The organism is Mycobacterium montefiorense (assembly GCF_003112775.1).
Lineage (GTDB): Bacteria > Actinomycetota > Actinomycetes > Mycobacteriales > Mycobacteriaceae > Mycobacterium > Mycobacterium montefiorense.
Genome location: NZ_BFCH01000050.1, coordinates 1 through 689 on the forward strand (window position 1 = coordinate 1; position 689 = coordinate 689).

Here is a 689-nt window from a genome sequence, read left to right on the forward strand (position 1 = left end):
ACCCCCTCCCCCCCGATATAAAGCTCACCAACAACACCGACGGGAACGGGTCGACGATCAGCGTCAAGAACATAAAGGCTGGTGTTAGACAACGGTTTCCCGATCGGAACAACATCATCGACAACAACATCAACCGGATGAGCACTGCTGAATACGGTGGCCTCCGTCGGGCCGTACACATGCACGAGTTTGCCTGCACCCAGATGAGTCAAAGCCTTCTTCACATGCCAAACCGACGCACGTTCACCACCGAAAAGCACCTTGCGCAACGGCGCGAACATCATCGGATCGTGATCGACGTAAGCGTTAAACAGCGCGGTCGTCATAAACACGAGTTTGATGCCGGCCTCGTGGATGATCGCCGCCAAACGCTCGGGATCGGTAATGTCGTCGTGTTCGGGCACCACCAGCGTGGCACCGTTGAGCAACGCACCGAAAATATCGAACACCGACGCGTCAAACGCATAATTGACCAGCGCAAGAACATTATCGTCGGGCTCGATGTCAAAGTCGTTCGTCCCCATCACCGTGCGCATCACACTGTGATGCGCTACCGCAATCCCCTTCGGAACACCCGTCGAACCAGAGGTGTACATAATGTAAGCCGGCGCCACCGGCGGCCCCACCGGCGGAAGAACAGACCTGTCTGCATCCACACCTTGGCCCACACGAATCATCGCAACCGTCAA

At 56.5% G+C, this 689-nt stretch carries 1 protein-coding gene; it reads right to left on the reverse strand.

Translation table 11 applies throughout. The features are described 5' to 3' along the window. Window positions 1–689: AMP-binding protein (locus tag DB708_RS27025; RefSeq protein WP_165839946.1), on the reverse strand; the 689-nt coding region annotated here is incomplete at both ends.